The sequence below is a fragment of the Duganella sp. 1411 genome, assembly GCF_017833525.1.
GTDB lineage: Bacteria > Pseudomonadota > Gammaproteobacteria > Burkholderiales > Burkholderiaceae_D > Rugamonas.
In genome coordinates, this window is record NZ_JAFICD010000002.1 from 932,521 (window position 1) to 956,745 (window position 24,225).

Annotated in this window: 23 protein-coding genes; 13 read left to right on the forward strand and 10 right to left on the reverse strand. The window is 66.3% G+C overall.

Translation table 11 applies throughout. The annotated features are described in order from the left end of the window. Positions 1-26: 26 nt before the first annotated feature. From JOD97_RS15720 to JOD97_RS15740, 5 genes are all read left to right on the forward strand, one after another. Complete coding sequence (locus tag JOD97_RS15720) at positions 27-3,011, forward strand: sensor histidine kinase (RefSeq protein WP_209719487.1); 2,985 nt, start codon at positions 27-29, stop codon at positions 3,009-3,011. Between the two features lie 106 nt (positions 3,012-3,117). Next, the gene (locus tag JOD97_RS15725; RefSeq protein ID WP_209719490.1) at positions 3,118-3,897 is read left to right on the forward strand and encodes a 3-hydroxybutyrate dehydrogenase; all 780 of its coding nucleotides are present in this window, start codon (positions 3,118-3,120) and stop codon (positions 3,895-3,897) included. Positions 3,898-4,039: 142 nt separating this feature from the next. After that, positions 4,040-4,465, forward strand: coding sequence for a chorismate mutase (locus tag JOD97_RS15730; RefSeq protein WP_209719491.1), 426 nt, complete (start codon positions 4,040-4,042; stop codon positions 4,463-4,465). 103 nt (positions 4,466-4,568) lie between these two features. Continuing rightward, positions 4,569-5,501: a LysR family transcriptional regulator gene (locus JOD97_RS15735; RefSeq protein WP_209719494.1), complete on the forward strand. Its 933-nt coding sequence runs from the start codon at positions 4,569-4,571 to the stop codon at positions 5,499-5,501. A gap of 107 nt (positions 5,502-5,608) precedes the next feature. Beyond that, positions 5,609-6,829, forward strand: a complete 1,221-nt coding sequence (locus JOD97_RS15740; protein WP_209719497.1) for an SGNH/GDSL hydrolase family protein — start codon at positions 5,609-5,611, stop codon at positions 6,827-6,829. 180 nt (positions 6,830-7,009) lie between these two features. On the opposite strand, the gene rpoD is transcribed toward JOD97_RS15740, so the two are convergent. Next, on the reverse strand, positions 7,010-9,499 hold the full coding sequence (gene rpoD / locus JOD97_RS15745; RefSeq protein WP_209719499.1) for an RNA polymerase sigma factor RpoD: 2,490 nt from the start codon (positions 9,497-9,499) through the stop codon (positions 7,010-7,012). A 471-nt stretch (positions 9,500-9,970) separates the two neighbouring features. On the opposite strand from rpoD, the gene JOD97_RS15750 reads away from it, so the two are divergent. The 4 genes from JOD97_RS15750 to JOD97_RS15765 all read left to right on the forward strand — a co-directional run bounded on the left by JOD97_RS15750 (position 9,971) and on the right by JOD97_RS15765 (position 13,367). Then, positions 9,971-10,435: a ProQ/FINO family protein gene (locus JOD97_RS15750; RefSeq protein WP_209719502.1), complete on the forward strand. Its 465-nt coding sequence runs from the start codon at positions 9,971-9,973 to the stop codon at positions 10,433-10,435. Position 10,436: 1 nt separating this feature from the next. Further along, a complete protein-coding gene (locus JOD97_RS15755; protein WP_209719505.1) occupies positions 10,437-11,105 on the forward strand; it encodes a 3'-5' exonuclease in 669 nt (222 codons plus the stop codon). Between the two features lie 248 nt (positions 11,106-11,353). Then, complete coding sequence (locus JOD97_RS15760; RefSeq protein WP_209719508.1) at positions 11,354-12,058, forward strand: cytochrome c4; 705 nt, start codon at positions 11,354-11,356, stop codon at positions 12,056-12,058. A 16-nt stretch (positions 12,059-12,074) separates the two neighbouring features. After that, positions 12,075-13,367: a cytochrome c gene (locus JOD97_RS15765; protein ID WP_209719511.1), complete on the forward strand. Its 1,293-nt coding sequence runs from the start codon at positions 12,075-12,077 to the stop codon at positions 13,365-13,367. Between the two features lie 111 nt (positions 13,368-13,478). Here the strand turns inward: JOD97_RS15765 and JOD97_RS15770 are convergent, their stop codons facing one another. Then, the gene (locus JOD97_RS15770) at positions 13,479-14,600 is read right to left on the reverse strand and encodes a type IV pilus twitching motility protein PilT (RefSeq protein WP_209719515.1); all 1,122 of its coding nucleotides are present in this window, start codon (positions 14,598-14,600) and stop codon (positions 13,479-13,481) included. A 32-nt stretch (positions 14,601-14,632) separates the two neighbouring features. Beyond that, entirely contained in the window at positions 14,633-15,277 is a 645-nt protein-coding gene (locus JOD97_RS15775; protein WP_090320486.1) for an SAM-dependent methyltransferase, read from the reverse strand. 223 nt (positions 15,278-15,500) lie between these two features. On the opposite strand from JOD97_RS15775, the gene JOD97_RS15780 reads away from it, so the two are divergent. Beyond that, complete coding sequence (locus JOD97_RS15780) at positions 15,501-16,280, forward strand: head GIN domain-containing protein (protein ID WP_209719519.1); 780 nt, start codon at positions 15,501-15,503, stop codon at positions 16,278-16,280. 7 nt (positions 16,281-16,287) lie between these two features. Here JOD97_RS15780 and JOD97_RS15785 read toward each other — a convergent pair whose 3' ends face one another. Next, complete coding sequence (locus JOD97_RS15785) at positions 16,288-17,304, reverse strand: Rpn family recombination-promoting nuclease/putative transposase (protein ID WP_229264469.1); 1,017 nt, start codon at positions 17,302-17,304, stop codon at positions 16,288-16,290. Between the two features lie 27 nt (positions 17,305-17,331). On the opposite strand from JOD97_RS15785, the gene JOD97_RS15790 reads away from it, so the two are divergent. Continuing rightward, a complete protein-coding gene (locus tag JOD97_RS15790) occupies positions 17,332-18,642 on the forward strand; it encodes an amidohydrolase family protein (RefSeq protein ID WP_209719523.1) in 1,311 nt (436 codons plus the stop codon). 6 nt (positions 18,643-18,648) lie between these two features. Here the strand turns inward: JOD97_RS15790 and JOD97_RS15795 are convergent, their stop codons facing one another. Both JOD97_RS15795 and purU read right to left on the reverse strand, forming a co-directional pair. Beyond that, entirely contained in the window at positions 18,649-19,191 is a 543-nt protein-coding gene (locus JOD97_RS15795) for a YaeQ family protein (protein ID WP_209719527.1), read from the reverse strand. An 18-nt stretch (positions 19,192-19,209) separates the two neighbouring features. After that, positions 19,210-20,088: a formyltetrahydrofolate deformylase gene (gene purU, locus JOD97_RS15800; RefSeq protein ID WP_209719529.1), complete on the reverse strand. Its 879-nt coding sequence runs from the start codon at positions 20,086-20,088 to the stop codon at positions 19,210-19,212. Between the two features lie 193 nt (positions 20,089-20,281). On the opposite strand from purU, the gene JOD97_RS15805 reads away from it, so the two are divergent. Beyond that, a complete protein-coding gene (locus JOD97_RS15805; RefSeq protein ID WP_209719532.1) occupies positions 20,282-20,749 on the forward strand; it encodes a phasin family protein in 468 nt (155 codons plus the stop codon). 128 nt (positions 20,750-20,877) lie between these two features. Then, the gene (locus JOD97_RS15810; protein WP_209719535.1) at positions 20,878-21,249 is read left to right on the forward strand and encodes a KGG domain-containing protein; all 372 of its coding nucleotides are present in this window, start codon (positions 20,878-20,880) and stop codon (positions 21,247-21,249) included. A gap of 37 nt (positions 21,250-21,286) precedes the next feature. Here JOD97_RS15810 and JOD97_RS15815 read toward each other — a convergent pair whose 3' ends face one another. From JOD97_RS15815 to modA, 4 genes are read right to left on the reverse strand one after another with little or no spacing between them, the layout of a single operon-like run. Beyond that, on the reverse strand, positions 21,287-22,090 hold the full coding sequence (locus tag JOD97_RS15815; RefSeq protein WP_209719538.1) for a TOBE domain-containing protein: 804 nt from the start codon (positions 22,088-22,090) through the stop codon (positions 21,287-21,289). A 2-nt stretch (positions 22,091-22,092) separates the two neighbouring features. Beyond that, positions 22,093-22,770 (reverse strand): ABC transporter ATP-binding protein, encoded by a 678-nt coding sequence (locus JOD97_RS15820; protein ID WP_209719541.1) that lies wholly within the window; start codon positions 22,768-22,770, stop codon positions 22,093-22,095. A gap of 2 nt (positions 22,771-22,772) precedes the next feature. Continuing rightward, positions 22,773-23,459, reverse strand: a complete 687-nt coding sequence (gene modB, locus JOD97_RS15825) for a molybdate ABC transporter permease subunit (protein WP_209719544.1) — start codon at positions 23,457-23,459, stop codon at positions 22,773-22,775. 15 nt (positions 23,460-23,474) lie between these two features. Further along, the gene (gene modA, locus JOD97_RS15830) at positions 23,475-24,203 is read right to left on the reverse strand and encodes a molybdate ABC transporter substrate-binding protein (RefSeq protein ID WP_229264470.1); all 729 of its coding nucleotides are present in this window, start codon (positions 24,201-24,203) and stop codon (positions 23,475-23,477) included. Between the last annotated feature and the right edge of the window lie 22 nt (positions 24,204-24,225).

The window sequence follows — 24,225 nt, forward strand, 5'->3', positions numbered from 1 at the left end:
AATCTGGAATCCGCTATGCTGTCGTTATGAAAGTCATCACAAGTTGGACATTTTCGCGCGCCCGCTTGCTGATGGTGGGAGCCCTGTGTGCGCTGCTCGTGCTGGCCGCGCCGACCGCGCCGGCCAGCGCCGCGCGCCACGCGCGCCTGCTGGGCGACTACGCGCACACCGCGTGGAGCGCCGCGCAGGGCGCGCCGGCGCAAATCCAGGCCATCACGCAAACGCCGGACGGCTGGTTGTGGCTGTCCACCCCGACCGGCTTGTACCGCTTCGACGGCGTCAACTTCGAGCGCCGCGACCGGATCGGCGGCCACGCGCTGCTGTCGACCATCGTGCTGCCGCTGCACACCGCGCCCGACGGCGGCCTGTGGGTCGGCTACCGCTTCGGCGGCGCCAGCGTCTTCAAGGACGGCAAGGCCGCGCACTACGGCGCCGACAACGGCTTCCCGCCCGGCGCCGCGCACAGCTTCACCACCGCCCCGGACGGCGTGCTGTGGGCCACCACCGCGCGCGGCCTGGCGTGGCTCGACCGCGCGCGCGACCGCTGGGTGCGAATCGGCCCGGACACGGGCTTCGATCCGCGCGTGCCGGTCTGGCAGGTGCTGTTCGACCGCGCCGGCACGCAATGGGTGTCGACCTCCAACGCCGTCTACTACCGCCGCGCCGGCGACGCGCGCTACCGCGTCGCCAGTCCCGCCGGCATCGAACTAGCCTCGCTGGCGGCCGCGCCGGACGGCACGGTCTGGGTATCGAACGGGGCCGACGCCAATTACCGCCTGTCGACGGCGCCGCCGGTGGCCGGCGCTACGGCGCCCAGGCCGGAGCTGCCGGGCAGCGGCATGTGGTTCGACCGCGCCGGCACGATGTGGCTGGCCAGCGAAACCCACGTCGAGCGGGTGCTGGCGGATGTGTTTCCCGATCCGCGCCAGCGCCTCACGCGCGACCAGGGCTTGAGCGGGCTCAGTCCGCAAACGTTTTTCGAGGACCGCGACGGCAATATCTGGTTCGGCACCGCGACCGGCCTCGATCGCTTCCGCCGCTACCGCGCCGTACCGCTGCCGGTCGACCTGCCGATCGTCACGCCGGCATTGGCGGCCGGCGCGGACGGCAAGGTCTGGCTGAGCAACTCCAGCAGCAGCGCCTGGCTGATGGACGCCGAGGGCCGCCAGCACGCCGCCCTCGACAGCGGCTTCTGGAGCTCGGCGGCGGGCGCCGGCGGGCCCGCGCTCGGCACTTACCAGGGCATCTGGCAGGCCGGCCAAACGATACCCTCGCCGGCCGCGCCGCTGGCCGACAGCCCGACCATCTACGCGCTGGCGCGCGACCGCCGCGGCGACTGGTGGGCCAGCTACCTGAATTACGAGTTGTTCCGCTTCCGCGACGGCAAATGGGAGCAGCCCTACCCGTCGCTGCCGAAGCTGCGGGTGATGGCGCTGCTGTCGGATGGCCGCGACCGGCTATGGATAGGCTACCAGGGCAACCGCATCGCCGTCGTCGACGGCGGCAAGGCGACCCTGATGGGCGCCGAGCACGGCCTGCGCATCGGCAACGTGTTGTGCATCTACGAGCACCACGGCAACCTGTGGGTCGCGGGCGAATCGGGCGCGGCGCGTTACGACGGCCGGCGCTTCGTGCCGCTGCTGCTGGCCGACGGCCGCGAACTGCGCGGCATCAGCGGCATCGTCGCCACCGACGACGGCGAGCTCTGGCTGCACGGCCACGACGGCGCCTTCCGTATCGGCGCCGGCCAGCTCGGCGCCTTCGTGCGCGGCGGCGCCCGGGTCGACTATGAGCTGCTGGGCAAGGAAGAAGGCCTGACCGGCACGGTCCAGCCCAGCGGCCCGTTCCCGTCGATGGTGCGGGCCGGCGACGGCAAATTATGGCTGTCGACCACCGGCGGCGCCATGCTGATCACGCCCGGCGCCATCCGCCGCGACCCGCTGCCGCCGCCGGTCGAGCTCCTCGCCGTCTCGAGCAACGGCAAAGACTACCCGGCCGACCGGCCGCTGCGCCTGCCGCAGGGCGCGAACAACCTGCACCTGGCCTTCACCGCGCCCGGCTTGTCGGTGCCGGAGCGCGGCGCCTTCCGCTACCGGCTCGACGGCGTCGACCAGGACTGGCAGAACGCCGGGGGCCGGCGCGAAGCGTTCTACACCAACCTGCAACCGGGCAGCTACCGCTTCCGCGTGATCGCCGCCAACCGCGACGGCGTCTGGAACAACAAAGGCGCCACGCTCGACATCGAGCTGCCGCCGACGTTCGTGCAAAGCGTCTGGTTCAAGCTGCTGTGCGGACTGGCGCTGGTGGCGCTGGTGGCGCTGGCTTGGCGCTGGCGGCTGGCGCAGCTGGCCGCGCTGATCGAGGCGCGCCAGCTGGAACGCCTGGAAGAGCGCGAGCGCATCGCCCGCGCGCTGCACGACACCTTCCTGCAACAGGCGCAAGGCACGCTGCTGATGATGCAAACGGCGATGGAGCAGATCCCGCCCGCCCTGCCCGCGCGCGCCGCGATGGAGCGCGGCATCGGCCACATCGAACGGGCGCTGATCGAGGGCCGCGACGAGGTGATGGGCTTGCGCTCGGCGGCGCGCGCCGACGAAACGCTGGCCGAGGCGCTGGCCTGTTTCGGCGACGGCCTGGCCGAGGGCTTGCCGGCCCGCTTCCGCCTGCAGGTGCGCGGCGCGCCGTACGCGCTGACTGCGACGACCAAGGACGATTTGTTCGCCATCGGCCGCGAAGCGATCGGCAACGCCTTCCGCCACGCCGACGCCGGCCACATCGTGGTGGAACTGAACTTCGGCGCCGACGCGCTGACCTTGCTGGTGCGCGACGATGGCAAGGGCATCCCGGAGGAGATTTTGCAGGCGGGCGAACGGCGCGGCCATTACGGCTTGGTCGGCATGCGCGAGCGCGCCGCGCGCCTGGGGGCGGCGCTGGAGGTCGGCGGCGTCGACGGCGGCGGCGCCTTGGTGCGGGTCACGCTGCCACGCGGGACGGATCGGCGCGCGTCTTAACCCTCCCTTCAGCCAGGTCGGGCACTGTACGTTTGGAGCATCGACACGTGGTGCCGCAAAGGAGTGTAATGTCTGGTCCACACCCACAACCCCAAGGAGTCCGCACATGAAACTGAAAGACAAAGTCTGCGTCGTCACCGGCGCCGCCAGTGGCATCGGCAAGGAAATCGCCCTGATCTACGCGCGCGAAGGCGGCAAGATCGTCATCGCCGACCTCAATCTGGAAGCCGCCCAGGCCACCGCCAACGAGATCAAGGCCGGCGGCGGCCAAGCCATGGGCGTGGCCATGAACGTCACCGACGAAGCGCAGGTGAACGCCGGCATCGCCGCTGTGGTCGACGCCTGGGGGCAAATCGACGTGCTCGTGAGCAACGCCGGGATCCAGATCATCCACCCGGTCGAGGAGTTCCCTTACGACGAATGGAAAAAATTGCTCTCGATCCACCTCGACGGCGCCTTCCTCACCACCAAGGCCTGCCTGCCGCACATGTACAAGGCCGGCAGCGGCAGCGTCATCTACATGGGATCGGTGCACTCGAAGGAAGCGTCGAAGCTCAAATCGGCCTACGTCACCGCCAAGCACGGGCTGATCGGCCTGGCCAAGGCGGTCTCGAAGGAAGGGGCCGAGCACGGCGTGCGGGCCAACGTCATCTGTCCCGGCTTCGTGCGCACGCCGCTGGTGGACAAGCAGATTCCCGAGCAAGCCAAGACGCTGGGCATCTCCGAGGACGACGTCATCAAAAAAGTCATGCTGGCCGACACGGTCGACGGCAAGTTCACGACGGTGGAAGACGTCGCCGAAGTGGCGCTGCTGTTCGCCAGCTTCCCGTCGAACGCGCTGACGGGGCAATCGCTGGTGGTCAGCCACGGCTGGTTCATGCAATAAACTCCGGGGTCAGGTCCACCAATTCTACACGGGCTCTTCCGTAAAGCCTTTTACGGACCGGTCCGTGTAGAAATGGTGGACCTGACCCCGTCTTTGAAAACCGGTAGAATCGCGCCCATCGCCATATCAAACGGAGCGCCACATGCGGTTGTGCATACTTACTGTTTTCCTTCTGACGGCCGCCACGGCGCACGCGCAGGAGGCGGCGGCGGCCAAACCGGCGCCATGGGGCAGCCCGACCGTCGACAACGGCGCCTGCTGCCAGACGCTCGACGAAGTGCGCGCCAACATCGACCGCATCGACCACGACATCGTGCGCCTGATGGCCGAGCGCGGCCGCTATGTGCACGAGGCGGCGCGCTTCAAGGCCGATCCCACCCATGTGGAAGTGCCGGCGCGCGCCGAGGCCGTGGTGCAAAAGGCGATGACGCTGGCCGCGCAAAACGGCTTGTCGCCACAGATCGCCGAATCGACCTATCGCCCGATGCTGCGCGCCTACCTCGACTACGAACAGCAAGTGTTCGCCAAGGCCAGCGCGGCCGGCCAAACCCCGTGGAAACAGAAATAAGCTCCAGGGTCAGGTCCACCATTTCTACACGGGCCCGGCCATGGACGGACGATACGGTTGAACTCGTGTCGAAATGTTAGACTTGACCCCGGGGTTCCAAGCCATGCCGCAGCCGCCACCGAATTTAAATCTGCTGCGCTCGCTCGACGCGCTGCTGGAAACCCGCAACCTGACGCTGGCGGCAACCATGCTCGGGCTGACGCAGTCGGCGCTGAGCCGCCAGCTGGCGCAACTGCGCTCCCAGTTCGACGATCCGCTGCTGATCCGCGAGGGCCAGCGCTTTCTGCTCACCCAGCGCGCCGAGGCGATGCGCGGACCGCTCAAGGCCACGCTGCTGGCGCTCGAGGCGATCATCGACGGCCCCGGCTTCGACGCCGCCACCTGCGCGCGCACGTTTTCGATCGCCGGCTCGGACTACCTGGCCGACCATATGCTGCCGCTGCTGGTCGCGGCGGTCGCGGCCAACGCGCCGCGCGCCGGCCTCGCCTTCCATCTGTGGGAGCCGGGCTACTATCGGCTGCTCAGCGACGAAGGCGTCGATCTGGTGGCCACCATCGCCGACACCGTGCCGGACAATCTGCACGGGCGCGCGATGGGCGAGGACCGGCCGGTCTGCGCCATGCGCGCCACCCATCCGCTGGCGCGGCAACCGGCGCTCACGTTGGCCGACTACGCCCGCTGGCCCCACGCGCGCATTACCGGCGGCAGCGACAAGGACGGCTTCGTCGAGCAGGCGCTGGCGCGGCAAGGCTTGCGCCGCGACGTGCGGCTGACGGTGCCGTTTTTCTCGTCGGCGCTGCGCATCGTCGGCGACAACGACCTGCTGCTGACGATTCCGGAACATATCGCCATCAAAATGGCGGCGCGGGCGCCCGTCGTTTGGCGCCCGCTGCCGTTCGAGGCGCCCGTCTACCGCTACTGGCTGCTGTGGCATGCGCGCAATCACCACGATCCCGCGCATCAATGGTTCCGCCATCAGGTCTTCGACGTGCTGCACCGTTTCGACCACGGCGTCACGCACTTCAATGCCGAGTGAGCGCCATGCCGCGCCCGCATACTTACTATGCGTCCCCGCCAGTTGATCTGATGACACCGCTTCCTTAGACTGGGCACTTGCATTTCCAACAGTCACGGGATCGATCGATGAAACTTGTATATCTACGCTGCGCGGCGGCCCTGCTGCTCGCGCTCACCGGGAGCCCGGAGCCGGCGATGTCGGCGACGCCGCCGAACTGGGTCACCACCTGGACGGCCGCCCCCGACAGCGCCGGGCCGGCGCTGCAAGCCCAGACCATCCGCCAGATCGTCCGCGCCAGCGTCGGCGGCGACAGCGTGCGCATCCGCCTGTCCAATCTGCACGGCGCCGGTCCGGTCGGCATCGGACCCGTGCATGTGGCGCTCCGAGCCGCCGGGGCGTCGATCGAGCCGGGCAGCGATCGCGCGCTGACCTTCAACGGCAGCCCAACAGTCACCATCGCCAACGGCGAAAGCGTCCTGAGCGACGCTGTCGACCTGAACGTGGCGCCGCTGCGGGAACTGGCGGTCAGCCTGTACCTGCCCGACGGCGCGGGCGTCGCCTCCATCCACGGCGCCGGCATGCAGACGGCCTATATCGTGCGCGGCGCCGACGTGACCGCCGCCCTCGCCTTCGCGGTCACGGAAACCGACGACAGCCGCTACTTCCTGACCGACGTCGAAGTCGCTTCCAGCGCCAAGGCGCGGGCGGTCGTGGTGGTCGGCGACTCGATCGCCGATGGCGTCGGCTCGAAGGAGGAGGCCAACGCGCGCTGGCCCGACCTGCTCGCCGCGCGCTTGACGACGTCGTCGATCGCCGTCGTCAACGCCGGCATCGCGGGCAACCGGCTGCTCAAGGGCGCCAGCAAGCCGTTTGTCGGACCGAGCGCGCTGGCGCGGTTTGAGCGCGACGCGCTGGACAAGCCGGGCGTGCGCTGGATCGTGCTGCACGAGGGGCTCAACGACATCAGCGCCGGCGACATGCTGGCGTCGCCGGCCGAGCAGGTATCGGCGCGGCAGATTATCGATGGCCTGCAAACCTTGATACGGCAGGCGCACGCGCGGGGCGTGAGGATCTGCGGCGGCACTTTGACGCCGTATGGCGGCGTAGGCAAGCCGTTCGTGCATTCGGCGCTCGGCGAGGCCAAGCGGCAGGAGGTCAATGCGTGGATACGCGAGGCGGGCGGGTTCGACGCGGTCGTTGATTTCGACCGGGTGCTGCGCGATCCGCAGCGGCCGACGCATCTGCTGCCCGCCTTCGATAGCGGGGATCATCTGCATCCGAACGACCGCGGCTATCAGGCGATGGCGGAGGCGGCCGCGGTCGCGTTGACACGTGGGGCGGATTAGGCGGAACGCCGTAATCCGCCATTGCATGCGCCGTCGAGACGCATGCAATGGCGGATTACGCTGCGCTAATCCGCCCTACGTGTTTCCAAGGTATATCCAGCGTATATCCAGCGTGTATCCACATTGAACGACGAAAAAAAAGGAGGCGCATGGCCTCCCTTCCGTTTTCCCGCTTGACGCTTAGTTTTGCGTCAGGAACGTCTTCAGCTTGTCCGAACGCGACGGCTGGCGCAGCTTGCTCATCGCCTTCGCTTCGATCTGGCGTATCCGCTCGCGCGTGACGTCGAATTGTTTGCCCACCTCTTCCAAGGTGTGGTCGTTCGACATCTCGACGCCGTAACGCATGCGCAGCACTTTCGCTTCGCGCGGGGTCAGCGAGTCCAGCACTTCCTTGATGACGTTGCGCATCGACGCGTGCAGCGCGGCGTCCAGCGGTGCCAGGGTGGTGTTGTCCTCGATGAAGTCGCCCAGCTGCGAATCGCCGTCCTCGCCCATCGGCGTTTCCATCGAGATCGGCTCTTTGGCGATCTTCATGATTTCGCGCACTTTGTTTTCCGGCATTTCCATCTTGACCGCCAGGGTCGCCAGGTCCGGCTCGCTGCCCGTTTCCTGCATGATCTGGCGCGAGATGCGGTTCATCTTGTTGATCGTTTCGATCATGTGCACCGGCACGCGGATGGTGCGGGCCATGTCGGCGATCGAACGGGTGATGGCCTGACGAATCCACCACGTCGCGTACGTCGAGAACTTGTAGCCGCGACGGTATTCGAACTTGTCGACCGCCTTGAGCAGACCGATGTTGCCTTCCTGGATCAGATCGAGGAACTGCAAGCCGCGGTTGATGTACTTCTTGGCGATCGAAATCACCAGACGCAAGTTGGCGACCGTCATTTCACGCTTGGCCTGGCGCGCGCGTTTTTCGCCGGCGGCCATCTGCTTGTTGATCTTGCGCAGGTCGGCCAGCGGCAGCGCCACGCGGGCCTGCAGGTCGATCATCTTCTTTTGCAGCTCTTTGACGGCTGGTACGTTGCGGCCCAGGATGGCGCTGTACGGGTAGGCGGAATCGACCTCGCCGTCGACCCAGTCCAGGTCCGTCTCGTTGCCCGGGAACACCTTGATGAAGTGGGCGCGCGGCATGCCGCATTTGTTCACGCACAGTTCCAGCACGGCGCGCTCGATGTGGCGCACTTCTTCCATCTGGCCGCGCAAGGTGTCGCACAGCTTTTCGACGACCTTGGCGGTGAAGCGGATGCCCAGCAGCTCGGCCGAGATGGCTTCCTGCGCGGCGACGTACGCCTTCGAACCGTAACCGCCGGCGGCCTTGCGCATCTTGTCGTACTGGGTCGAGATGACGTCGAACTTTTCCAGCGCGGCTTTTTTCAGCTGCGCCAGTTGCTCGGTCGAGAAGCCGGCCGCGCCGCCGTTGGCGTCGCCGTCTTCTTCCTCGACTTCTTCTTCCTCTTCCTCGTCGTCGTCCGACGGCGCGGCCGGCGCGGCCGCGACGGCCGGCGCGTTGTTGGCCTCGTTCAGGTCGACGAAGCCGTCCACCACTTCATCGACCTTGAGCTCGTCCGCTTCGATCTTGCGCGCCAGCGCGACGATCTCGGCGATCGTGGTCGGGCAGGCGGAGATGGCCTGGATCATGTCCTTCAGGCCGCCCTCGATACGCTTGGCGATCTCGATCTCGCCTTCGCGCGTCAGCAGCGCCACGGCGCCCATCTCGCGCATGTACATGCGCACCGGGTCGGTGGTGCGGCCGAAGTCGGAGTCGACCGTCGACAGCGCGGTCGCGGCGGCCGCTTCCACTTCGTCGTCGGAGGTGACGGTGGCCACGCTGTCGGTCAGCAGCAGCGATTCGGCGTCCGGGGCGCGCTCGTAGATGGCGATGCCCATGTCGTTGAAGGTGGCGATGATGCCTTCGATCGCCTCCGGGTCGACGATGTTTTCCGGCAGCTGGTCGTTGATCTCGGCGTAGGTCAGGAAGCCGCGCTCCTTGCCCATGTTGATCAGGTTCTTGATCTGGGTGCGGCGGCGCTCGAGCTCCTCGGCGGTGCTCTTCGAATCGATGCCCAGCATGTCGGCGGCGCCGCCCTTGGCCTTGCGCTCGCGCGCCTTCGACACGGCCTTCAGTTCGGCGCGCTCGACGGCGTTCAACGCCGCCACTTCATCGTTTTCCGGCGTGAACTCGGACGGCTTGCGGCCGCGGCGGCCCGGCACCTTGACGCTCGGCAGCAGATAGCCGGAGGTGTCGATCGACGCCAGGGTGGCGGCGTCGGTGACCTGGCTGACGGCCGGGCCGGCGGTGACGATGGTGACCGGCGCCGGATCAGCGGCGACCTTGACGGCCTTGACCAGCTTGGACTTCGGCGCGACCTTGACCACCACCGTGTCGGCGACGGGCTCGTCGGCCGCGACGGCGCCGGAGATGGCGCCCTTGCGCGCCACCTTGACGGTCTTGAGCGGCGACTCGAGCGCCACCTGCGCCTCGGCCTGGGCCGCCTCGGCGGCGGCGCTCAGGCGCGTTTTTTTCTTGACTACCGTTACTTTGCTCGCTGCCTCTTGCGCATTATCGATCACATAGGATAGAGTCGTCTTTGGCACCACCAGCGGCGCGGAGCTGGTGCGGGCGGCCTTGACGGACAACGTTAAAGTTTTCGGCGTTTTTGTCATTAAAAGTCTCTCAATGCGTATTCGCCAGAAAATACAAAATGCCATAGCCCGCGCCGACCGTTACCGGTGCGCATGGATGGAAATGTTGTAATTTAGCTGACGATTATCTGCGGAATAAAAAAAGCCCGCTTCCAACGACGGGCTTGTTTCTCTTTTCAGTGAAGAATGAGGAGAGGGCAAAGTATGCCGTATAGCGGGACATCAGGATAATGAATAAATCCCATATCCGATATCCAGAAACCATATAACAAAGGCACACGCCCCTGTCAGACCAATCGCATCCTGTACCAACTGAAACGCACCGCCCTGCAATGGTGCGTCAAGCATTATACACGTTTTAGGCCGCCGCCGCACCTGTCGTCCATCTCTCATTGGCCGCAGTGTGAGCAAACCGGCACGGTAGCCTAAAAGGCACTGCAATCCCGGGGGGCGCATGATATGCTGGCGCCTCTTGCTTAACCTACGAAGTCGATGAACACTAGCCTTACCCCTCAGCCTCTGGCGACCGAGCCGGCCGCATCCGCTCCGGCCACCGCGGCCCTGACCCCGCGCACCCTGTTGAAACAGCTGCAAACCCAATTCCCGGCGTTCCGCGATTTTCTGCCGCTGTCGATCGGTATCGACAAGCAGATCCTGGCGATCATGCCCGAACTGGACCGCAAGACCATGCGCTCGGCGCTCGGCATCCACACCGGCTCGCTGCGTTACCTGAAGGTCATGGAAAAAGCCAAGGTGCGCCACGACCTCGACGGCACGCCCGGCGCCGAGGTGACCGACACCCACCGCGCCCACGCGACCCAGGTGCTGCAGGAGCGCTTCAAGAAAGAAGCCGAACGCAAGAAGGCCGAGCGCGAGGCCGCGGCCGCCGAGGAAGCGGCCCGCGTGCGCGCCGACAAACTGAACCAGCTGACCGCGAAATTCTCGCGCAAGGGTTAAGTTGGATCGCGAACGGCAGTCACCGGCGGCGGAGGCCGAGCTTCCGCCCTACGTCGGCATCCGCATCGCCGATGTGCAACTGGTGACGACGGCCGAGCAGGCGTTGGCCGCGCGCGACGCCCTGCTGGCCAGCGACGCCATCGGCTTCGACACCGAATCGAAGCCGACCTTCATCAAGGGCGAGGCTTCGACCGGCCCCCATCTGATTCAATTCTCCACCGACGACAAGGCCTATCTGTTCCAGATCGGCGGCACCACCGCGGCGCATACGCTCGAGGTGTTGCAGGCCGTGCTCGAGGCGCCGGCGCCGCTGAAGGTCGGCTTCGGCCTGTCCGACGACGTCAAGCGGCTGCACGCCAAGCTGGCGATCCGCGCCGCCGGCGTGGTCGACCTGTCGGTGGCGCTGCGCACGCCGGGCCAGCGCAACGACCTCGGCGCCAAGACGGCGGTGGCCAAGTTCTTCAGCCAAAAGCTGCAAAAGTCGAAGAAGATCTCCACGACCAACTGGGCGCTGCCGCGCCTGAACGACAAGCAGATCCTGTACGCGGCCGACGACGCCCAGGTGGCGCTGCGCGTGTATCGGCATTGGATCGCCAACGGCGGCAAGCTGCCGCCGATGCGGCCGGTCAAGCTGCCGCGCGCGCCGAAACCGCCGCAAGCGGACGCTTAGACGTTCTGTCCACTGTTCTTTTTGGCAACACAAGGGTATGCTTTGGATTCCCGGGCGGCTCGGCGGCGGATTACGCTGCGCTAATCCGCCCTACGTGGAACGCAGGCATCGGTAGGTACACGTGGAACGCGGACTTGGTCAACGACCCACATATTGAATGTGCCCGTTAAACACGTAGGTCGGATTAGCGCAGCGTAATCCGACAAGTGCCATCCGCGGCCAAACCAAGGACTAGGACGAGGGACTGGATGCTGACTTCTGCCATCACACGATTGGGCGCGCTGCTGGCGTTGAGCCTGCCCGCTGCGGCCGCCACACCGCCGGACACTTTGGCGCAGCGCGTCGCCGCCTGCATTTCCTGCCATGCCGCCAAGGAGCGCGGCGACGCCTTCTTCCCGCGCATCTCCGGCAAACCGGCCGGCTATCTGTACAACCAGCTGATCAACTTCCGCGAGGGCCGCCGCAACTATCCGATGATGACCTATATGGTCGACCATCTGCCCGACGCCTACCTGCGCGAGATCGCCGACTATTTCGCCGCCCAGCATCCGCCCTACCCGCCCGCCCAGGCCGGCAGCGGCGCCAACGCCGGCGCCGCCGCCCTCGCGCGCGGCGAGGCGCTGGTGCGGCAAGGCGATCCGGCCCGCAAAATCCCCGCCTGCGTCAGCTGCCACGGCGGCGCGCTGTACGGCGTCGAACCAGCCATCCCCGGACTGGTCGGCCTGCCCAGCGACTACATCAACGCCCAGTTCGGCGCGTGGAAAAACGGCGTGCGCCACGCCGCCGCGCCCGACTGCATGGCCGAGATCGCCGCCAAGCTGAACGAGGCCGACGTGGCCGCCGTCTCCGCCTGGCTCAGCAGACAGCCGCCGGACGCCGCCGCGCGGCCCGCCGCCAGTATCGCCATGCCGTTGCCGCTGCGTTGCGGCAGCGTGCCGGCCGACGCCAAATGAGCCGGGGGACGACATCATGAAAAAAATCACCCTCGCACTGGCCGGCGCGCTGGCCCTGGTGGTGGCCGGCGTGCTCGCCATGCTGGCGCGCACCGGCGACGATCCCGGTCCGCCGCCGACCATCACCGCCAAACTGGCGCCGGCCGAAAAAATCGCCCGTGGCGCTTACCTGGCCAGAGCCGGCGACTGCATGGCTTGCCACACCACGCGTGGCGGCCAGCAATACGCCGGCGGGCGGGCGCTCAAAACGCCGTTCGGCAGCGTGATCTCGCCCAACATCACGTCCGACAAGGCGACCGGCATCGGCGGCTGGAGCGCCGACGATTTCTGGCTGGCCCTGCATAACGGCAAATCGAAGGATGGCCGCCTGCTGTACCCCGCCTTCCCGTACACCAATTACACGCGCATCACGCGCGACGATTCGGACGCGCTGCACGCTTATTTTCAAACGGTGCCGGCCGTCAGCCGGGCCAACCAGCCGCATGAGTTGCGCTTCCCCTACGACCAGCAGTTCATGCTGGCGGCGTGGCGCGCGCTGTACTTCAAGCCGGCGGTGTTCCGGCCGGAGACGGGGCAGTCGGTGGACTGGAACCGGGGCGCGTACCTGGTGCAGGGACTTGGGCATTGCAGCGCCTGCCATAGCCAGCGCAACACCCTGGGCGCGGTCAGCGGCAAGAGCGGCGACAGCCTGTCGGGTGGCTTGATCCCGGTGCTGGGCTGGTACGCGCCGTCGCTCAACGCCGACGCCGAGGCCGGCCTGGGCGACTGGCGGCCCGAGCACATCACGGCGCTGCTCAAGACCGGCGTCTCGCCGCGCGCGACCGTGTTCGGGCCGATGGCGGAGGTGGTCAGGGAAAGCCTGCAATATCTGGACGACAGCGATATCAACGCGATGGGGGTGTATCTGCGCGCGTTGCCGGCGCAAGGCGTCAAACCGGAGTTCGAGCGCGACGGCGGCGCGCAGGCCACCGCGTTCCTGACGGCGGGCGCCAAGCTGTATGAGAAGCACTGCGTCGATTGTCATGGCGCAGGTGGGGCCGGCATGCCGCCGGGCTATCCGCCGCTGGCCGGCAACCGCGCGCTGACGATGGAGCAGGCGGTCAATCCGATCCGCATCGTGCTCAATGGCGGTTTCGCGCCCGGCACGGCGGGCAATCCGCGTCCGTACAGCATGCCGCCGTTCAGTCACGTGCTCAACGATACGGAGGTGGCGCAGGTGGTGTCCTACCTGCGCAGCGCCTGGGGCAACAACGCGCCGCCGGTCGACAGCAATGATGTCAACCGCTACCGCGCGATTCCGCTGGATTGATGACCGCATCGACCGACCATCCCAAATAACCACGGAGACACGTAGGGCGGATTAGCGCAGCGTAATCCGCCATGCATGCGTTTCGACGGCTCACGCAATGGCGGATTACGTTTAATGATGCTCGGCGAAGCCGATGCGGTCGGTGGTGGCGTTGCGCGCGTCATCGACGCCGATCTTGCCCTCCGCCAGCAGCACGCGCAGCGAGGCGTTCATCGTGTGGCAGCCCTCGCTGCTTTTGCTGGCCATCCAGCCGCGCAGCGCCGACAACTGCCCGCCGGCGATCATGTCGACCACCTCCGGATTGGACGTCAGGCACTCGGTGGCGAGGTAGTAGCGCTCCCCCTCCACCGACGGCAGCAGCGCCTGGCACAACACGCCGCGCAAGGCATGCGCCAGCGCCTGCGACTGCGGCTCGGTGTTGCCCAGCAACCGCACCATCTTCTGCAAGCCCAGCTCGGTCGAGCGCGCGTGCAGCGACGCCAGCACCAGCGGTCCGGATTCGGCCAGCGCCAGCGCCTCCTGCGCCGTCTGCGCGTCGCGGATCTCGCCGATGACGATGACGTCGGGCCGTTCGCGCAGCGCGTCCAGTGCGCCGAGATAAAAACTCTCGACATCGCCGTCAAACCCCACCTCGCGCTGCGTGATGACGCACTGGCGCTGCGGAATCAAGGTCTCGACCGGATCTTCGATCGTGATGATGTGGCCGGAGCGGTGCTTGTTGATCTCGTCGAGCATCGAGGCGATGGTGGTCGACTTGCCCTGGCAAGTGTCGCCAATAATCAACACCAGGCCGCTGGTCAGCTTGGCGAAATTCTGCTCGTGCTGGCGCAGGCCGAGCTGGCTGAGCGGCATCGGTTCCTTGGGGAAGCGGCGGATCACGCAGCCGAGCCGCTTCTTGCCCTGGAAGGTGAAGCAATTGGCGCGGATGCGCGCCGTGTGCAGATCGACGGCGCGGTCGAAGGCGCGGTCCTGGATCCGCTCGGCCCAGTTCGGCTCGACGACCTCGAAGAACTCTTCCAGCTCCTCGCGCGTGATCGGCGAATCGGTCACCGCCACCAGGCCCTTGGGCTGGCGCAGCAGCAGCGGGCTGTTTTGATGGATCAGGATGTCGCTGAAGATGAGCTTGGAGTTCAGCAGGTGCAGGATCTGTTGTACCAGGGTGCCGAAGACCGGATGGTCTTCGTTCTCGATATAGGTCAGCGTGCGTATTTGCGACGACAAGTAATTTTCCATCTGTACTCTGCTCTCCGGGCGTATGGCATGGTTTAGCTCTTCAGCTTCGGATATTTGAAGCCGGTGCATAAGTCCATACTGTAACGCTGATTGCCCTCAAGCACCAGTACGTGTTCGGGCGGCTCCTCGCCGGCCAGCGCGCCGGAGAACAGCGGCAGGCCCTCGCCTTTACGGATCAGGTCGTCACAACGCTCGTAGACGTTCGGGCAGCCGGTCTCGGCCAACAGGGCTTGCACGATCGGCACCTTCCAGGCGTCGACGCCGCCGGACTGGAACTGGCAGATCAGATAGCCGTCGACGCCGCCCCAGCCGTGCACCAGCAGGCCGGACAGGCCGTCGTCCTCGCCCAGGATCACCGGCACCAGCGCGTTCGGGCCGGCGGCGCGGATGGCGGCGGCGCGCTTGGCGACGGCGGCCTTGACGCGGCGCTTCATCATCGCGTGGTCGACCGGCTCGTCCTCCTTGTAGCTCCACATGCGGGCGCGGATCTGCGACTTGGAGTTGTAGGCGGCGCGGCCGATGAACTGGCGCGCCGAGCTTTGTACGATGGCCGTCGAGCCGGGCTTCATTTTTTCCTGCGGCTTGCCGTCGACCTTGTCGATCGCGGTGGGGTAGATCCAGGGGTCGCCGGCCAGCAAGCTCTTTTCCTTGCCCTGTTTGATGGTGATGATCAGCATGTGAGTCCAGATAGTGTTGCAATCGTGTTGCGGGGGTTTTGCGGAATAGGCCGAATGATACCTCATGCGGCACGCCGGCCCGCCGGTTGCCGCCGCTGGCCCCGGCTGATTCCCGGCGCAGCGCATTCCAGCACGCCCAGCGTGCATTCTGTCGCAGCCCGGTGTCGCCGGCGCCGTCGGCCGCGTAGTATTCAAGCTCAAGATTATTTACCGGGAGACCAGCATGACCACCACCACCGTCCGCGATACCCTGCGCGTCCTGATCCTTGCCGCCGGCATGCTGGCGGTCGCCGCGCCGGCCAACCTGGCGCTGGCCGGGCCGCTGAGCTGGATCGGCGGCGACCGTGTCCAGGGCAACGGCAAGATCGTCAAGCAGAGCCGCGAGGTGGGCCACTTCACGGCGTTCACGACCAGCGTCAGCGGCCATGTCGAGATCCGCCAGGGCAACACCGAGGGCGTCACCGTCGAGACCGACGACAACCTGCAGGCGCTGGTCGAGACGGTGGTGGAAAACGGTACGCTGCGGATCCGTCCGGCCAAGAAAAACCTGTCGCTGGAGACGCGCAACATGAAAATCGTGGTGATGGCGCGCACCCTGGAGCGGGTGTCGGTGGCCGGTTCGGGCGCGGTCACGGCCGACAAGCTCGACGTCGAACGCATGCAGTTCGACATCGGCGGCTCGGGTGAGCTCAACGTGCGCGAGCTGCGCGCCGAGTCGCTGGCGGTGTCGCTGGGCGGCAGCGGCAACCTCAACGTCGGCGGCAACGCCGAGCGCCTGCAGATATCGATAGGCGGCTCGGGCGAGGTGCACGCCGGCCGGCTGGCCACGCGCGACACCGTGGTCAGCATCGGCGGCTCGGGCGAGGCGACCGTGTGGGCGAGCAAAACGCTGAACCTGAGCGTGGCCGGCTCCGGCGACATCGGCTACTACGGCGATCCGAAACTGAGCCAGAACATCCGTGGCTCGGGCAGCATCAAGCGGCTGGGCGCGGCGCCGAATTGAGCGTTATCTAGGCGAAAAGCGAGCGGGGCCTCGAGCCCCGCGCCAGCGACTTGAGCCATCGTTTTAACTGCGGCACGTCGGCGGCGGCCAAGCGCTCGGCCACCTCGGGAGGGGGTTGAGCGCCGCCAGCCGGCATGGACGCTTGCAGCATTTCCTCAATCGCCATTCGCAAGCCCTTCGCGCAGCCCCGTTGAAGCGCTTCATACTCGAAAAGTTCTTCGAATGTCTTGAATCTTCGATTAAACAACATCGCCGGTCCCTCCGTCTGCGCAAACATACTAGAGCCGCGAAATTCATCCTGCAAAGTAGACCGCACCCAGCGCTCGATACTCCCACGCACCAACTGCATTTCCGGTGCTTTCATCCGTTCGGAAAGCGAACTCAACAACGTGCGCATCTCCGGAGCACTTCTTGAACGCAGCAAACCAAACAACATGGATACGATATTAGAGCGGTGATCCGCGATTTTGTTCCGGTGCTGGTCGATCAGCATGTATTTCTGTTGCGGCTGGAATTGCTCCATTCCCTCCGGCGGCGCCAGCATCAGATTGGCCAGATCGGTGCTGGCGCGCCACGCCGCGCGGCCGTGGTACAGCACGATGGGCAGCACCGGCGGCAGCTTGCCGCCGCGCGTCAAACAGTGCCGCGCGACCAGATCCTGGCACAGCAATCCGACATAGACCTGCATGCGCAAGGCCATCCACTCGTCCGGCCGCGCCTGAAACTCCAGCAGGATGTAGACGTAGATCCAGTCGCTCCCAATCCGCGCCCGCCAGACCACATCGTCGTGCCGCGCCTTGCCGCGATCGTTGACGTAACTGGCGTTCACCCGCTCGAACGCGCCCACGTCCAGCGAGCGCGCCCATTCCGCCGATAAAAATGCCGCCAGCAAGTCGCGCACCATTTCCGGATGCCCGAACAACTGTTTGTACAACATGTCGCCGCGACTTTTCATCGACAAAGTGTAGCGTTTGACATCGTTGACGAGTACGCTAGTCGGCGAGCCCGGTTTGGCGCTCGTCAAACAAACCTCAACCACAGGGAGAAATACTTGAACGTCATCGTCTCATCTGTCCGCCGCGCCCTGGCGCTGCCCGCCATGCTGTTGAGCACCGCCGCTGTTTCCTCCACACCGCCCGCCGCCCCTCCCGCGGCCCCGCCCGCCATCACCGCCGTCAAGGCCGCGCACATGGTCGACGTGCGCAACGGCGCGCTGATCGACAACGCCGTGGTCCTCGTCAGCGGCGAGCGCATCACGGCCGCCGGCAGCGGGCTGGCGATCCCGCCCGGCGCCAACGTCATCGACCTGGGCGACAAGACGCTGCTGCCCGGCCTGATCGACGCCCACACCCACCTGACCGGCGATCCGCAGGACGCCGGCTACGCCATCGTCGCCAAATCGATCCCGCGCTCGACCCTGACCGGCGCCAAGAACGCCCGCGTCACGCTCAACGCCGGCTTCACCGCCGTGCGCGACGTCGGCGCCGACGGCTACACCGACATCGGCCTGCGCGACGCCATCAACGACGGCGACGTGCCCGGCCCGCGCATCGCCGCCGCCGGCCCGGCGATGGGCATCACCGGCGGCCACTGCGACGACACCATGCACGCGCCGCAATACGGCATCACCGGCCTGGGCGTGGCCGACGGCGTCGAGGAGGCGCTCAAGGTCACGCGCCGCAACATCAAGTACGGCTCGGACGTCATCAAGATCTGCGCCACCGGCGGCGTGCTGTCGTTCGGCGACGATCCGCGCACGTCGCAATACACGCTGGAGGAATTGAAGGCCATCATCGGCGACGCCCACCGCCTGGGACGCAAGGCCGCCGCCCACGCGCACGGCGGCGACGGCATCAAACTGGCGGTGCTGGCCGGCGTCGATTCGATCGAGCACGGCTCCTACATCGACGACGAGGGCATCAAGCTGATGAAGGAACACAAGACCTGGCTGGTGCCCACGCTGTATCTGGGCGACTGGCTGATCGAGAACGCCGAGGCGATCAAGCTGCCCAAGCCGCTATTGGAAAAGGCCAAGGTGGTGTTGCCGCAGGCGCGCATCAACATCGGCCGCGCCATCAAGGCCGGCGTGCCGATCGCCTTCGGCACCGATGCCGCCGTCTATCCGCACGGGTTGAACGCGCGCGAGTTCGCGGTGTTGGTCAAGCTGGGCATGACGCCGGCGCAGGCGATCCGCACGGCCACCGTCAACGCCAGCGAGTTGCTGGGCTGGAGCGACCGCATCGGCACCATCGAGGCGGGCAAGTTCGCCGACATGATCGCCGTCGACGGCGATCCGCTCAAGGACGTGACGGTGCTCGAGCGCGTGCGGTGGGTGATGAAGGGCGGCGCCGTGGTCAGGTAGGCAGGATCAGCGCTCGCCCTTGAAGGTCTCGCGGCCCACTTCGACGGTGGTGGTGCCGTCGGTCAGCCAGATCTGGCCGTCCTGGATCGTGCATTGCAGCTGCATCGAGCGCTGCGCCATCCGCGCCAGTTGCTCGGTGGCGTCGGCGTTCAAATTGATCACGGTCAGGTTCTTGCAGCGCTCGACCTTGTTGGCCAGCGCCTTCCACCAGATATGGCTGGTGGCCGCGTAGCTGTACACGTACACGTGCTCCGAACGGCCGCTGGCCTTCAGGATCACCTTCTCGTCCGGCTGGCCGACCTCGATCCACAGCTGGATCGCGCCGGTCAAGTCCTTCTGCCAGATATCCGGCTCTTCGACGTCGAACAAGCCCTTGGTGAAGGTCAGCGCCTCGTTGGCGTGGATCGCGAAGGCCACCAGCCGCACCATCATGCGCTCGTCGGTCTCGGACGGATGCCGCGCCAGGGTCAGCGACTGGGTCTCGTAGAAATTGCGGTCCATGTCCGCGATCTGCAGGTCGGCTTTATAAATTGTTGCTTTGAGGGCCATCGGTCAATCTCGGATAAATTATTTGAAGACGACAGTCTTGTCGCCGTTCTGCAAAATGCGGTGCTCGACGAACCACTTCACGGCGCGCGCCAGCACCACGCACTCGACGTCGCGGCCGATCGCCGACAGCGTCTCGGCGTCCATCGAGTGGTCGACCCGCTCGACGTCCTGCTCGATGATCGGACCCTCGTCCAGATCGCCGGTGACGAAGTGCGCGGTCGCGCCGATCAGCTTGACGCCGCGGTGGTGCGCCTGCGCATACGGCTTGGCGCCCTTGAAGCTGGGCAGGAAGGAATGGTGGATATTGATCGCCTTGCCCTTCAACGCCGTGCACAGGCCAGGCGACAGGATCTGCATGTAGCGCGCCAGCACCACCAGGTCGATCTGGTGGGTCGCCATCAGCTCGATGATCTTGGCTTCCTGCGCCAGCTTCGCCTCCTGCGGCGCGCCGGTGGCCAGCGGCAGGTGGTGGAACGGAATATTGTAGCTCGCCGCCAGCTGGTAGAAATCCATGTGGTTCGACACGATCGCCGGAATCTCCACCGGCAGCAGGCCGCTCTTGTAGCGGAACAGCAGATCGTTCAGGCAATGGCCGATCTTCGACACCATCAGCATCACGCGCGGCTTGTAGTGGGCGTCGCGCATTTCCCAGGTCAATTGCATGTCGGCCGCCAGCAGGCCGAAGTCGGCGCGCAGCAACTCGTCGTCGATGGCGCGGTCCTCCAGCGCGAAGTGCACGCGCATGAAGAACAGGCGCGATTCGCTGTCGCCGAACTGCGCCGAATCGATGATGTTGCAGCCGTGGTCGGCCAGAAAACCCGAGACGCGATGCACGATGCCGCGCTGATCGAGGCAAGAAATAGTCAGGATGTATTCGGGATTTACGGGTTTGGTCATGGCCATCACGGTAGATTTCGATATCAACGGAACAATAACAAGGCCGGTATTGTCGCACGGCTGGGCTCATCGAGTAAAACTAGTGTGATTTTGGAACCTTTCCGCCTGAATGGTGTCTATCCGTGTGCCGACCACCCCCGCCGGGCCGAGAACCCGGCGTTTTTTTTAAACAAAGCACACGACGAGGCTCACCATGCTGTCCCCTTTCCCTTCGCAATTTCCCCAGCAATTTTTCACGCCCGCAGTCAAATCGCACCTGGAAACCATGCTCACGCTGTACACCGACATGGCGCAGCGCACGCTCGAAACGCTGCAAAGCCTCGGCGAGTTGAACCTGCAGCTGGGACGTGACCTGATCGCCGAATTCGGCGCCAACTGCCAGCGCGTGATGGCCGCCAGGGACGCCAGCCAACTGGGCGGCGCCGTCGGCGCACAGCTGATGCCGGGCGCCGCCGCGCTGCAAACGTACCAGCGCGGCCTGGCCGATCTGCTCGGCCGCAGCGGTTCGAGCATGGCGCAAACGGCGACCACCCACCTGCCGGCGGTACGCCGCACGGCCGGCGCCGTGGCCGAGGAATTCGTCAACCAAGCCTCGGAACAGACGGCGCGCGCCACCGAAAACCTGTCGCGCTACCACGCCGCGAGCCCATTGCGCCACTAATCAGCCCGGCCCGCGAGCCGGCGCATGTGGAACTTCCGTCAACCTTGCACCTCTAACCACACAGAGCGGCGGTTAGCGTCGCAGCTCCCCAACCCGACGGAACCACCAGTACCCACCAGGAGGAAGTTATGGCAAGTAACAGCAATAACCCAGGAAACGACCAGCCGAAACCGAAAGGCACCGCCAAGCGTGGCTTTGCGGCGATGGATGAAGCCACCCAGCGCGCCATCGCCAGCAAGGGCGGACAAGCCGCCCACCAAAAAGGAACGGCACACGAATTCGACTCGGAAGAGGCGCGCAAGGCCGGCCAAAAAGGCGGCGAGGCGGTCAGCCGCGACCGCGAGCACATGGCGCAGATCGGCCGTAAAGGTGGCGAAAGCCGCCAGTCCGCCGCCCGCGCCAATGCCGAAAAAAACGCCGCGGCGGGCGGCGCCCGCAGCGGCAGCTCGGAACAATCGGCCAAGGGCGGCAGCCGCCAGGGCAAGGGCCCGGGCAGCTAAGATCGATGGATGGGCGGGTTTGGCCCGCCCATCCATCCTACGCCGGCGTGCCGATGATGACGCTCGACGCCTTGAAGACGGCGATGACCTCGCTGCCGACCGCCAGCGCCAGCGCCTCGCCGCTCTCGCGGGTGACGATGGCGGCGATGACACCGCCGCCGCGCAATTCGATGCTCACTTCCGTATTGACGGCGCCCGGCACCAGGCGCGCGACCTTGCCGGCCAGCTGATTGCGGGCCGACAAGCGCGCCGTCCCCATCTCCGCCACCACGATCACCGACGAGGCCTTGATCAACGCAAACGCTTCGGCACCGACGGTCAGACTGAGGCTGTCGCTGCTGTCCCGCGTGATGGTGGCCACGATGTGCTGGCCACCGGCGATCTCCAGCGTGATCTCGTCGTTGACGGCGCCCTCCTTCAAGTCCACCACCTTGCCGCTGAACTGGTTGCGCGCGCTGGTTTTCATCTTCATCCTTTGTATCAGTAGAAAATCGTCGGCCAGCGCGGACGACTGCCCGCTCAGATGCGCGACAAACTTGCGGTGCTCTTCGTCAATCTTACGGAAGTTTTCCACCAACTGCGCGCCGCGCGGCGTCAACCGTGTGCCCCCGCCACCCTTGCCGCCGGCGGCCCGCTCCAGCAGCGGCTCGCCGGCCAGATTGTTCATCGCCTCGATCGCGTCCCACGCGCCTTTGTAGCTCATGCCCACCGCCTTGGCCGCGCTGGTGATCGAGCCGGTCGCGGCGATCGCCGCCAGCAAGGCCACCCGTTCCTGGCCGCCCAGCTTCTGGCCGTCGACGGTCATCCAGACGTTGCCTTGCAATGCCATGGTCGGTTTCATGATCATTGCTCCTCCGCGTAGACGATGCGGCCCTGCTCCATGCGCAGCACGTGGTCGCCGAACGCGCTGACGTCCTCCGGATCGTGGGTGATTAAAATCATCGGTATCGCCAGCTTGCGCTGCAGCGCGTCGAGTTCGGCGCGCATGCGCTCGCGCAGGCCGTGGTCCAGCGCCGCGAACGGCTCGTCCAGCAACAGCGCGTCCGGCCGGGGCGCCAGCGCGCGCGCCAACGCCACGCGCTGGCGCTGGCCACCGGACAACTCATGCGGCAGCTGGTGCGCCACGTGCTCCAGTTCAAACGCCCGCAGCCAATAAGCGATGGCCTCGCCGTCGACGCGCGACCACGGATTGCGCCAGCCGCGCTGCAAGCCGAAACCGATATTCTGCCGCACATTCAAATGCGGGAACAAGGCGTAATCCTGGAACAGGTAGGCCACCCGCCGCCGCTGCGGCGCCACGTCGATACCGGCGCCGCTGTCGAACAGACGGCGCCCCGCCAGCTCGATCCGGCCGTGATCCGGCGTCGCCAGGCCGGCCAGCGCCTTCAGCAGCTGGCTCTTGCCGGCGCCGGACGGCCCGTGGATCACCACGCGCTGGCTGGCCGATTCGAAGCGCGCGCTCAGCTCGAAGATGCGGGCGCCGGAGCGCAGGGTCTTGCCGATGTCGACTTTGATTTGCATGGTCACCCCAAGGGATTGCGGTTCGGCGTCAGCTTGTTGGCAACGATCAGCACGGTGATGCACACCACCGACGTGATGACCACCAGCAGATTGGCGCTGTCGTCCTGTCCGGCCTGGACCGCCTCGTAGACGGCGATCGACAGCGTCTGCGTCTTGCCGGGAATGCTGCCGGCGACCATCAAGGTCGCGCCGAACTCGCCCATCGAGCGCGCGAACGCCAGCAAGGTGCCGCCCAGCACGCCGCGCCACGCCAGCGGCAGCGTCACGCGCAGAAACACGCCGAACGGCGGCACGCCCAGCACTTGCGCGGCCTGTTCCAATTGCCGGTCGACCGACTCGAAGGCCGCGCGCGCGCCCTTGAGCACCAGCGGAAACGCCACCACGGCCGCGGCGATCACCGCCGCCTGCCAGGTGAAGATCAGGTTGATGCCGAAGCTGTCGCGCAACCAGGCGCCGATCACGCCTTCGCGGCCGATCACCACCAGCAGGTAGTAACCGAGCACCGTCGGCGGCATCACCATCGGCAAGGTCAGCAGCGCGTCGAGCAGCTCGCGGCCGGGGAAACGCTTGCGCGCCAGCAGATAGCCCAGCGCCACGCCCAACACCAGATCGATCAGCGTGGCCCACAGCGCCACCTTCAATGACAGGCGCAGCGCGATCCAGGCCGGCTCCGAGAAAATACTATCCAACCGCGCGCTCCTGCGTCACGAACGGCCGAAGCCATGCCGCGCCAGTATCGCCTGCGCGGCCGGCGACAGAACGTAGTCGACAAACTTGCGGCCGGCCGCCGGCTGCGGGCCGGCGGCGATCGCGGCGATCGGATAGCTGACCGGGGTCGCGGTCGGTACCGTGGCGATCACCCGCACCTTGTCCTTCTGGACGATGGCGTCGGTGGCGTAGACGAAGCCGGCGTCGACCTCGCCACGGGCGACGTAATCGAGGCTCTGGCGCACCGAGGTGCCGAAGATGGCTTTCGGCTCGACCGCCGCCCACAGCTTGGCCTGCTCCAGCGCTTGCCTGGCGTAGCGCCCGACCGGCACGCTGGCCGGGTTGCCCATCGTGACGCGGGTGACGGCCGCTTGCCGCAGGTCGGCCACGCTTTTGAGCGCCAGCGTGCTGTTGGCCGGGGCGATCAGCACCAGGGTGTTGGTGGCGAAGTCGCGGCGGCTGCCGGCGGCCAGCAGTTTGAGCGACTCGGCCTTGTCCATCGCGTCCTGGTCGGCGGAGGCGAACACGTCGACAGGAGCGCCTTTGGCGATCTGCTGCACCAGCGGGTCGGAGGCGGCGAAGTTGAACAATACCTTGTCACCGGCGTGTTCCTTCTCGTAGGCGGCGCCGATTTCCTTGAAGGCGTTGGTCAGGCTGGCGGCGGCCGACACCGTGATGTCGGTGGCCGACGCCGTTGCGGCAACGGTTGCCAGGACCGTCGTCATGATCATCTTCAAAGCCCGCATA

Bases quoted from the DNA above. Each gene is read 5' to 3' on its own strand.
- JOD97_RS15720 (WP_209719487.1), top strand. From the start codon at position 27: ATGAAAGTCATCACAAGTTGGACATTTTCGCGCGCCCGCTTGCTGATG.
- JOD97_RS15725 (WP_209719490.1), top strand. From the start codon at position 3,118: ATGAAACTGAAAGACAAAGTCTGCGTCGTCACCGGCGCCGCCAGTGGC.
- JOD97_RS15730 (WP_209719491.1), top strand. From the start codon at position 4,040: ATGCGGTTGTGCATACTTACTGTTTTCCTTCTGACGGCCGCCACGGCG.
- JOD97_RS15735 (WP_209719494.1), top strand. From the start codon at position 4,569: ATGCCGCAGCCGCCACCGAATTTAAATCTGCTGCGCTCGCTCGACGCG.
- JOD97_RS15740 (WP_209719497.1), top strand. From the start codon at position 5,609: ATGAAACTTGTATATCTACGCTGCGCGGCGGCCCTGCTGCTCGCGCTC.
- rpoD (WP_209719499.1), bottom strand. From the start codon at position 9,499: ATGACAAAAACGCCGAAAACTTTAACGTTGTCCGTCAAGGCCGCCCGC.
- JOD97_RS15750 (WP_209719502.1), top strand. From the start codon at position 9,971: ATGAACACTAGCCTTACCCCTCAGCCTCTGGCGACCGAGCCGGCCGCA.
- JOD97_RS15760 (WP_209719508.1), top strand. From the start codon at position 11,354: ATGCTGACTTCTGCCATCACACGATTGGGCGCGCTGCTGGCGTTGAGC.
- JOD97_RS15765 (WP_209719511.1), top strand. From the start codon at position 12,075: ATGAAAAAAATCACCCTCGCACTGGCCGGCGCGCTGGCCCTGGTGGTG.
- JOD97_RS15770 (WP_209719515.1), bottom strand. From the start codon at position 14,600: ATGGAAAATTACTTGTCGTCGCAAATACGCACGCTGACCTATATCGAG.
- JOD97_RS15775 (WP_090320486.1), bottom strand. From the start codon at position 15,277: ATGCTGATCATCACCATCAAACAGGGCAAGGAAAAGAGCTTGCTGGCC.
- JOD97_RS15780 (WP_209719519.1), top strand. From the start codon at position 15,501: ATGACCACCACCACCGTCCGCGATACCCTGCGCGTCCTGATCCTTGCC.
- JOD97_RS15795 (WP_209719527.1), bottom strand. From the start codon at position 19,191: ATGGCCCTCAAAGCAACAATTTATAAAGCCGACCTGCAGATCGCGGAC.
- purU (WP_209719529.1), bottom strand. From the start codon at position 20,088: ATGACCAAACCCGTAAATCCCGAATACATCCTGACTATTTCTTGCCTC.
- JOD97_RS15805 (WP_209719532.1), top strand. From the start codon at position 20,282: ATGCTGTCCCCTTTCCCTTCGCAATTTCCCCAGCAATTTTTCACGCCC.
- JOD97_RS15810 (WP_209719535.1), top strand. From the start codon at position 20,878: ATGGCAAGTAACAGCAATAACCCAGGAAACGACCAGCCGAAACCGAAA.
- JOD97_RS15815 (WP_209719538.1), bottom strand. From the start codon at position 22,090: ATGAAACCGACCATGGCATTGCAAGGCAACGTCTGGATGACCGTCGAC.
- JOD97_RS15820 (WP_209719541.1), bottom strand. From the start codon at position 22,770: ATGCAAATCAAAGTCGACATCGGCAAGACCCTGCGCTCCGGCGCCCGC.
- modA (WP_229264470.1), bottom strand. From the start codon at position 24,203: ATGACGACGGTCCTGGCAACCGTTGCCGCAACGGCGTCGGCCACCGAC.